General features: G+C 66.9%; 8 protein-coding genes. 4 read left to right on the top strand and 4 right to left on the bottom strand.

The genetic code is table 11. From position 1 onward, the window contains the following. The coding region (locus tag ACLFQI_RS09760; protein ID WP_410758897.1) for an aminotransferase class V-fold PLP-dependent enzyme at positions 1-390 on the bottom strand (390 nt) is incomplete at its 3' end. A 175-nt stretch (positions 391-565) separates the two neighbouring features. Between ACLFQI_RS09760 and gmk the strand changes: the two genes are divergently transcribed. The 3 genes from gmk (at position 566) to ACLFQI_RS09745 (ending at position 4269) form a co-directional block, all read left to right on the top strand. Further along, positions 566-1207 (top strand): guanylate kinase, encoded by a 642-nt coding sequence (gene gmk / locus ACLFQI_RS09755; protein WP_410758893.1) that lies wholly within the window; start codon positions 566-568, stop codon positions 1205-1207. Between the two features lie 379 nt (positions 1208-1586). Continuing rightward, complete coding sequence (gene rpoZ / locus ACLFQI_RS09750; protein ID WP_201244104.1) at positions 1587-1865, top strand: DNA-directed RNA polymerase subunit omega; 279 nt, start codon at positions 1587-1589, stop codon at positions 1863-1865. 160 nt (positions 1866-2025) lie between these two features. Then, the gene (locus ACLFQI_RS09745; RefSeq protein ID WP_410758898.1) at positions 2026-4269 is read left to right on the top strand and encodes a RelA/SpoT family protein; all 2244 of its coding nucleotides are present in this window, start codon (positions 2026-2028) and stop codon (positions 4267-4269) included. Positions 4270-4275: 6 nt separating this feature from the next. Here the strand turns inward: ACLFQI_RS09745 and ACLFQI_RS09740 are convergent, their stop codons facing one another. From ACLFQI_RS09740 to grxC, 3 genes are all read right to left on the bottom strand, one after another. Next, the gene (locus ACLFQI_RS09740) at positions 4276-4737 is read right to left on the bottom strand and encodes a hypothetical protein (RefSeq protein WP_410758892.1); all 462 of its coding nucleotides are present in this window, start codon (positions 4735-4737) and stop codon (positions 4276-4278) included. Between the two features lie 84 nt (positions 4738-4821). Then, complete coding sequence (locus ACLFQI_RS09735; protein ID WP_410758890.1) at positions 4822-5247, bottom strand: RNA-binding S4 domain-containing protein; 426 nt, start codon at positions 5245-5247, stop codon at positions 4822-4824. A gap of 79 nt (positions 5248-5326) precedes the next feature. Then, positions 5327-5602, bottom strand: a complete 276-nt coding sequence (grxC, locus tag ACLFQI_RS09730) for a glutaredoxin 3 (RefSeq protein ID WP_410758888.1) — start codon at positions 5600-5602, stop codon at positions 5327-5329. Positions 5603-5789: 187 nt separating this feature from the next. On the opposite strand from grxC, the gene pepN reads away from it, so the two are divergent. Further along, positions 5790-7606 (top strand): aminopeptidase N (gene pepN, locus ACLFQI_RS09725; protein ID WP_410758886.1); only part of this gene is annotated, 1817 nt, incomplete at its 3' end.

Raw genomic sequence — 7606 nt, 5'->3', positions numbered from 1 at the left:
CCCCTCGCTGACGGCGAGATCCAGGGTGCGCAACTCCACCCCGCGTTCGGCCAATGTCTCCCAGACGATGCGGTTGGAGGGGAACTCCTGGGCGATACTGACGATGTTGTCGCCCGCGCGCCAATCCAGTCCCTGGGCGACGAACGAGAGTCCTTCCGAGGTGCTCTTCAAAAGGGCGATGTCTTGCGCCGAGCCGGCCCCGATCAGCCGCGCCGCGCGTTCGCGCAGCCGCTGTTCGACCTCGAGCCAGGCCGGATAGCGTTGCGAGCCGAGCCGGCCCTGCTCGGCGGCAAAGCGCGTGACCGCCGCGACCGTGCGTTGCGGCCAGGGCGCGATCGCGGCGTGGTTGAGATAGAGCAGGTCAGGGTCGAGGTCGAAGTCCGGGTGCATGGATGTGGGCCGATCAGTGGCGGAAGCCGCCATGATGACAGCACCGCGATCGCGATGCCACGCGCATAGGCTTGGGCCTGCACGCCAGGTCTGACTGCTCGGCCCGCCATCGTTATAATCGTTCATCTCAGCCGTCGTCCCACCCCGGCGCGTCCCGATCCGCATAGGAACCCCCATGCCCGCAGCCCCCGCGTCCCCCGCGTCCAAAGGTCTCCTGTTCGTCGTCTCGGCCCCCTCGGGGGCCGGCAAGACCAGCCTGGTTGCCGCGCTGCTCGAGCGTGATCCGGCGCTGACGCTCTCGGTCTCCTACACCACTCGCGCGCGGCGCCCGGGCGAGGTCGATGGCAAGCACTATCATTTCGTCGATCGCGCGCGCTTCGAGCAGATGGTCGCCGAAGGCGCCTTCATCGAGTATGCGCGGGTCTTCGATAACGCCTATGGCACGGCCGAATCCTCGCTGCGCGAGACGCTCGAACGCGGCCAGGATCTGCTGCTCGAGATCGATTGGCAGGGCGCGCGCCAGGTCCGCGAGCGGTTTCCCGAGGCGGTGTCGATCTTCATCGCGCCGCCCTCGCTGGCGGCGTTGGAAGAGCGGCTGCGTGGGCGCGGGCAGGATAGCGACGCGGTCATCGGAGAGCGCATGGCCAAGGCGCGCGATGAACTGTCGCACTGGGGCGAATACGCGTATCTCGTGGTCAATGACCGGTTCGCGCAGGCGCTCGGCGATCTGGACGCGATCGTCAAGGCCGAACGCCTGCGCACCCCGCGACAGGCGGCGCGCGAGCAGGCGCGGCTGCGCGCGATGCTGGATGGCTGAGGCGCGCTCGCGCGGTGCAACTCACCGCGTTCGGCATGGTCATAGCGTCCCATGGTTGACATGGGATCGCCCTCGGGCGCGACCGCGCGCGCATTGCGCTCCACGGTGTTGGGCAGGATGGTTTTCTGGTAATTTGAGCCTAAGGATTCGTAGCGTCGTTCGCCCTCGCCCGCGGGCAGCGCCCGCACAGGGCCAACGGTGGTGTTGGCCTCTGTGGTCCGGGGCTCGGTTTCGCGGGCGATAAAACAGCGATCCGCTGTTGATCGGACCCAACGGGCACCGATTCCGACAGGTCTTTTTACACTAGCAACAACCAGGCCTGCGCCCCGTCGGGGGTCGCGTGTCAGGATTTTGGCCGGCTTGGCCTTGGAGTATTCGCATGGCTCGCATCACTGTCGAGGATTGCCTCGAACACGTCGATAATCGCTTTGAATTGGTCTTGGTCTCGACCAAGCGTGCCCGTCAACTGGCCAAGGGGGTCGAGCCCCTGTTGCCCTGGGAGAACGATAAGCCCACGGTGATGGCCCTGCGCGAGATCGCCGCCGGGCTGATCGAGCCGCAGACCCTGGAAGAGGGCGATCGCGCGGCCCAGGATGCCGCCGAGGCCCTGGAGCGCGCATTGGCCGAGGAGCTGGCGTCACGGGATGCCGAAGACTGAGGCACAGGTGGCGATGAATACCGCGCACGCGGGGGCGGCGGTCTCTGCGGGGCCGGTGCGCGTCCATGCGTTGGGGGCGCAGCGAGGCCTGGCGCTGGGGCTGAAGCCGAGTTCGGCCTCAGGTTCACCGCCCGCTGCGACCCCGGATTCGACATCGGCCATGCGCGGGCCGTCAGCCTCCGCGCCAGGCGCGCGCCAAGACGCTGCCCAAGAACCCGCGCGTTTCCTCATCAGCGATCTTCTCGGCGAACTCGAGGCCTATCTGCCGCGCGAACAGGTCAGCGAGGTCTACCGCGCCTATCTGTTCGGCGCCGAGGCGCATCAGGGCCAGGAGCGCCAGAGCGGCGAGCCCTATATCTATCATCCCATCGCGGTGGCCCGCATCCTCGCCGAGATGCGCATGGATTACAAAGGGCTGATGGCGGCGATCCTGCACGATGTGATCGAGGATACGCCCACCGCCAAGGAGCATTTGGCCGAGATCTTCGGCGAGGATGTCGCCGAACTGGTCGATGGCGTCAGCAAGCTGACCCAGATCGACTTTCCCTCCCGCGCCGAGGCCCAGGCCGCGAGCTTTCGCAAGATGATGCTGGCGATGACGCGCGACATCCGCGTCATCCTGATCAAGCTCGCCGACCGGCTGCACAACATGCGCACGCTGGATGCGATGCTGCCGGCCAAGCGCCGGCGCATCTCGCGCGAGACCCTGGAGATCTATGCGCCGATCGCCAACCGCCTTGGCATCAACCGGATTCGGCTCGATCTCGAAGACCTCGGTTTTCGCCATCACTGGCCCTGGCGGCATGCCGTGCTCTCGCGCACCGTGCGCGATAAGCTCCAGGGCCAGCGCGAGATGGTGACCAAGGTCGCGGAGACGCTGCGCGCGCGACTCCAGGCCGAGGGCATCGACGCCGAGGTCTTCGGCCGCGAGAAGCATCTCTACAGCATCTATCGCAAGATGAGCGCGAAGCGGCGCTCGTTCGAGGACATGGTCGATGTGTTCGGCTTTCGCGTCATCGTCGACCGCGTCGATACCTGTTACCGGGTGCTCGGGCAGGTGCACGATCTCTACAAGCCGGTGCCGGGGCGCTTCAAGGACTATATCGCGATCCCGAAATCGAACGGCTATCAATCGCTGCACACCGGCTTGATCGGCCCGCAGGGGGTGCCGATCGAGATCCAGATCCGCACCGCCGATATGAACCGGCTCGCCGAGTCCGGCATCGCCGCGCATTGGATGTACAAAAACGCCGGCGAGGCCTCCGGGCCGCAGGCGGCGGCGAAGGACTGGCTGCAGGGTCTGCTCGAGGTGCAGCGCGACTCCGGCGATTCGCAGGAATTCCTTGAGCACGTCAAGGTCGACCTGTTCCCGGACGAGGTCTATGTGTTCACGCCCAAGGGCCGCATCCTGGTGCTGCCGATGGGCGCGACCGTGGTCGATTTCGCCTATGCCATCCACTCCGATGTCGGCAACACCTGCGTCGCCGCGCGCATCGATCGGCGTCTGGCCTCGTTGCGCACGCCCTTGCGCAGCGGCCAAACGGTCGAGATCATCACCGCCCCCGGCGCCAAGCCGAACGCGGCCTGGCTCAACTTCGTCGTCACCGGCAAGGCGCGCGCGAGCATCCGCAGCTATCTGAAGAATCTCAAGAACCGCGAGGCGGAGGCCCTGGGCCAGCGCATGCTGGCGGCCGAATTGGCGGCCTTCGGGCTGACCCTGGAGCAGATCGGCGAGCCGCGCATCCTCGCGCATGCGGCGGAAAGCGGTCTCGACAATAGCGCGCACCTGTTCGCCGAGATCGGTCTGGGCAATCGCATGCCGATGCTGATCGCGCGCCGCTTGGCGGGCCCCGCCGAACCGATACCCGGGGGCGAGGTCGCCGCCGAGCCGGGGGCTCGGGAGGGCGATGGGCACGGCTGCGGCGCGCGGCGGCTGGCGATTCGCGGCACCGAGGGCATGGTGGTCCACTTCGCCCGCTGCTGTCGGCCGATCCCGGGCGATCCCATCACCGGCCTGTTCAGCGCCGGCAAGGGGATCGTGGTGCATCGCAACGAATGCGGCAACCTCGGCGACTTCCACTCCAAACGGGATCAGTGGATCGAGGTGGAATGGGCGGAAGACCCCCAGGCCGAGTTCCAGACCGAGATCCGCGTCGATGCCGGTAATCGGCGCGGCGCGCTTGCCACCATTGCCACCGCCATCGCGGAGCAGGGCTCCAACATCGAGAACGTCAATTCGCGGGAAAAGGACGGCACCACCACGACCCTCGACTTCCTCGTCAATGTCACCGGGCGCAAGCATCTGGCCGGGATCATGCGCCGCTTGCGCCAGATACCGGCGGTGACGCGCATCGTGCGCCTCTCCAATGCCGGGCGTTTACGCGATGGCCTGGGCAAGCGCTGAGGCACCTCAGCGCCGGCGTTCGCGAAACGGCCGCCGCCCGCGATAGGCGGCGATCTGCTGCACGATGACCTGGAACGACAGGTCCTCGAGACGCCCGAAGCGGGCGATGGCGGATTCGACGAGGGCATCGATGTCGTCGATGGTGCTCGGGATCTCCGCCTGCGGATCGAGCAGGGCATGGAGACCGCGTAGCCCGCCGACCTGGACGCGCATCGCCTTGGCATGCGGCAGCGCGGACCCGCTCTCGGTGGTGCGCAGCGCAAAGCGCGCCTGGGCGCGGAGGATATCGAGGAGGGCGACACAGCGCGCTTGCGCCGCGTCGGCCTTGCAATGCACGCCTTCGCGCTCGGCGATGCAGAAGCGCTCGGCGCGGCGACAGGCGCATTGGTTGGTCAGGATGCTCTTCTCGAACGGGCAGTAACGCTCGTTGATGGCGCTGTAGGTCTCGCGGAAGACTTGGTTGTCCATCGGTCGCCCTCTGGTCCCGGTCTGGTTTTTGGCGTGGCCCTGAGCTGGCGTTGATCTGGCCCGGGCGTGCGTCCGGCCCCGGCCCTATTTGCCGGTCAGCTCGCTGAGACGGCGCCGATCGCGCTTGGTCGGTCGTCCCCGCTCGCCGCGCGGCTGGGGGCCGGCGGCGCGGCGTTCCTGGACCTGCGCCTGGCGTTTGTGCCGGCTCGCGGCGTCCTCGTCGAACAAGAGCGCGGCTTCGCTGGCGGGACGGCGCTGCTTGGAGACGGCCTTGACCTCGATCTCCCAGGCCAGCGGACCCTTGTGGATGCTCAGCCGCGTGCCCGGACGCACGATGCGGCTCGGTTTGGCGCGCTGGCCGTCGACATGCACCTTGCCGCCGTTGATCGCCTCGACCGCGAGCGGCCGGGTCTTGAAGAAGCGCGCGGCCCAGAGCCATTTGTCCAGCCGTTGGCCGTCGCTGGCGCCAGTGTCGGCGTCGGCGTCGGCCGGGTGCGCGTTCGCACTCATGGGTTCACCGGGTTTATGGACAGGCCGGGCCCTATCGCGCCCGGCGCTTCGGTTGGCGTGGCCAAGAAGTTCACCGCGTTTATGGACGAGCCGGGCGCGATTGCTTGCCGAGCAATGGGTCGAGCTTGTCGTCCTGATCCAGCTCGACCAGATCGTCATAACCGCCGATGTGCCGGTCGCCGATGAAGATCTGCGGCACCGTGGTGCGTCGGCTGCGTTGGATCATGGTGCGCATCTGTTGTTCGTCCATATCGACGCGGATCTCTTCAAAGTCAACGCCTTTGCGCTTGAGCAATCGGCGCGCACGCACGCAATAGGGGCAGAAGGCGGTCGCATACATCTGTACGAGGGGCATCATGGATCAAGTCCTATCGAAACGGCTCGCCCGCCCCGGCCATCGCGCCGGCCGTGACGCCGAGCCATGCTGCTTGAAATCCGGTCGTCGCGGCCGAATCACCCAAGATTGGCATAGGTGGCCCCAGCGCGCCAAGCCCGATTCCGATCCTCGTCCCCATTCTTGAGCAGAACCGACAACCACGCCGATGTACCGCACCACGCCGCCCGTTATCCGCCTCAGCGACTATCAGCCGCCCGAATTCCTCATCGACAGCGTGCAGTTGCGTCTCGAACTCGACCCCCGACAGACCGTCGTCGAAGCCGAACTCCGTCTGCGCCGCAATCCGGCGGCGACCCGTGGCGACGGCGATCTGCGACTCGCTGGCGAGCAACTCGAGCTGGAGGCGATTCGCCTCAACGAGCGCTCGCTGACGCCGGCCGAGTATCAGGTCGCGGACGATCATCTGCGCGTGCGCCGGGTGCCGGACCGGTTTCGGTTATGGACCCGGGTGCGGCTGAATCCAAGCGCCAACACGGCGTTGGAGGGCCTGTATGTCTCCGGCGACATGCTCTGTACCCAATGCGAGGCCGAGGGCTTTCGGCGCATCACCTATTTCCTCGATCGCCCCGACGTGATGGCGACCTATCGGGTCACGCTGATCGCCGACCCCGAGCGCTATCCGGTGCTGCTCGCGAACGGCAATCCGGCCGGCGAGGAGCGGCTCGCCGATGGCCGCCTGTGCGCGCGCTGGGATGATCCCTTTCCGAAGCCGAGCTACCTGTTCGCGGTGGTGGCGGGCGATCTGCGCGCGGTCGAGGCGCGCTTCACGACCGCCTCCGGGCGCCAGATCCCGCTGCGCATCTATGTCGAGCCCGGTAACGAGGACAAGTGCGAGCACGCGATGCAGTCGCTGATCCGCGCCATGCGCTGGGACGAAGAACGCTATGGCCGCGAGTACGATCTCGACGTCTTCAACATCGTCGCCGTCAGTCACTTCAACATGGGCGCGATGGAGAACAAGGGGCTCAACGTTTTCAACGCCAAATACATCCTGGCGCGCCCGGAGACCGCCACCGACGCCGATTTCGCCGGCATCGAAGGCGTGGTCGCGCACGAGTATTTCCACAACTGGACCGGCAACCGCATCACCTGCCGCGACTGGTTCCAGCTGAGCCTGAAGGAGGGCTTCACCGTCTATCGCGACCAGGAGTTCTCGGCCGATATGGGCTCGCGCGGGGTCAAGCGCATCGAGGATGTGCGCCAGTTGCGCGCGCGCCAGTTCCCCGAGGACGCGGGGCCGATGGCGCATCCGGTGCGCCCGGACTCCTATATCGAGATCAACAACTTCTACACCGCGACCGTGTACGAAAAAGGCGCCGAGCTGGTGCGCATGCAGGCCCATCTGCTCGGCCCGGAGCGCTTCCGCCAGGCCACTGATCTCTATTTCGAGCGCTTCGACGGCCAGGCCGTGACCACCGATGACTTCGTCGGCTGCATGGAATCCGCCAGCGGGGTCGATCTGACCCAGTTCAAACGCTGGTACCGCCAGGCCGGCACGCCGCAACTCGATTGCGCCGACCGATTCGACGCCGCGACCGGCACCTATCGCCTCGAGGTGCGCCAGCACACGCCGCCAACGCCGGGCCAGCCGGAGAAACAGCCGTTGCACATCCCGCTCGCGCTTGGCCTGCTCGATGCCCAGGGGCAGGATTTGCCGCTGCAACTTCAGGGCGAGACGAGCGCCCCGGCACCGGGCACGCGCCTGCTCGAGCTGCGCCAGTCGGTCGAGACCTTCGTCTTCACCGGGCTTGAGGGGCTTGCCGAGCCGCCGGTGCCGTCGCTGCTGCGCGGTTTCTCGGCGCCGGTGCATGTCAGCTATCCCTATACCGATGCCCAGCTCGGCTTCCTGATGGCGCACGACAGCGATGGCTTCAATCGCTGGGATGCCGCGCAGACGCTGGCCCAGCGGCGGCTGCTGGCGATGGTCGAGGAGTTCGCGCAAGCGCAGGCGGGAGCTGGAGC

The organism is Halochromatium sp., assembly GCF_046541315.1.
Lineage (GTDB): Bacteria > Pseudomonadota > Gammaproteobacteria > Chromatiales > Chromatiaceae > Lamprobacter.
Note: the sequence above shows the minus strand (reverse complement) of the source record. Positions and strands in the feature narration are given on the sequence as shown.

Coding starts and splice junctions, on each gene's coding strand:
- ACLFQI_RS09745 (WP_410758898.1), top strand. CDS start 2,026: ATGCGCGGGCCGTCAGCCTCCGCGCCAGGCGCGCGCCAAGACGCTGCC.
- rpoZ (WP_201244104.1), top strand. CDS start 1,587: ATGGCTCGCATCACTGTCGAGGATTGCCTCGAACACGTCGATAATCGC.
- grxC (WP_410758888.1), bottom strand. CDS start 5,602: ATGCCCCTCGTACAGATGTATGCGACCGCCTTCTGCCCCTATTGCGTG.
- gmk (WP_410758893.1), top strand. CDS start 566: ATGCCCGCAGCCCCCGCGTCCCCCGCGTCCAAAGGTCTCCTGTTCGTC.
- ACLFQI_RS09735 (WP_410758890.1), bottom strand. CDS start 5,247: ATGAGTGCGAACGCGCACCCGGCCGACGCCGACGCCGACACTGGCGCC.
- ACLFQI_RS09740 (WP_410758892.1), bottom strand. CDS start 4,737: ATGGACAACCAAGTCTTCCGCGAGACCTACAGCGCCATCAACGAGCGT.